Source organism: Bacillus sp. ES1-5 (genome assembly GCF_022487605.1).
GTDB lineage: Bacteria > Bacillota > Bacilli > Bacillales > Bacillaceae_G > Bacillus_A > Bacillus_A wiedmannii.
On the sequence record NZ_JAKVPU010000049.1, the window covers coordinates 1 to 529 of the forward strand.

Consider the following 529-nt stretch of genomic DNA (forward strand, 5'->3'; position numbering starts at 1 on the left):
TTGTAGGAAACAAAATAAAATTGCCAAAACTAGGTCTTGTTCGATTTGCCAAAAGTCGTGAAATAACGGGACGTATTATAAATGCTACAGTTAGACGGAACCCTTCTGGTAGATATTTTGTGTCACTATTAGTTGAAACAGAAGTACAAGAACTTCCGAAAACACATTCTTACATTGGGGTAGATGTAGGGCTAAAAGATTTCGCCATTTTGTCAGATGAAACATCCTATGAAAATCTGAATTTTTTCTAATCATTAGAAGATAAGTTGGCGAAAGCACAGCGTGTCCTTTCTAGAAGAATGAAAGGATCTTCTCGTTGGAATAAACAACGAGTCAAAGTAGCTAGAATTCATGAATACATATCAAATGCTAGAAAAGATTACTTGGACAAAATCTCAACTGAAATCATCAAAAACCACGATGTTATCGGTATAGAGGATTTGCAAGTATCGAATATGTTAAAAAATCGTAAGTTAGCAAAAGCAATTAGTGAAGTATCTTGGTCACAGTTTCGAACCATGTTGGAATA

1 pseudogene is annotated in these 529 nt (G+C 34.6%); it reads left to right on the forward strand.

Annotated features, from left to right (window positions below):
• Positions 1 to 529, forward strand: a pseudogene (locus MKO96_RS29230) (RNA-guided endonuclease InsQ/TnpB family protein); the annotation flags it as partial.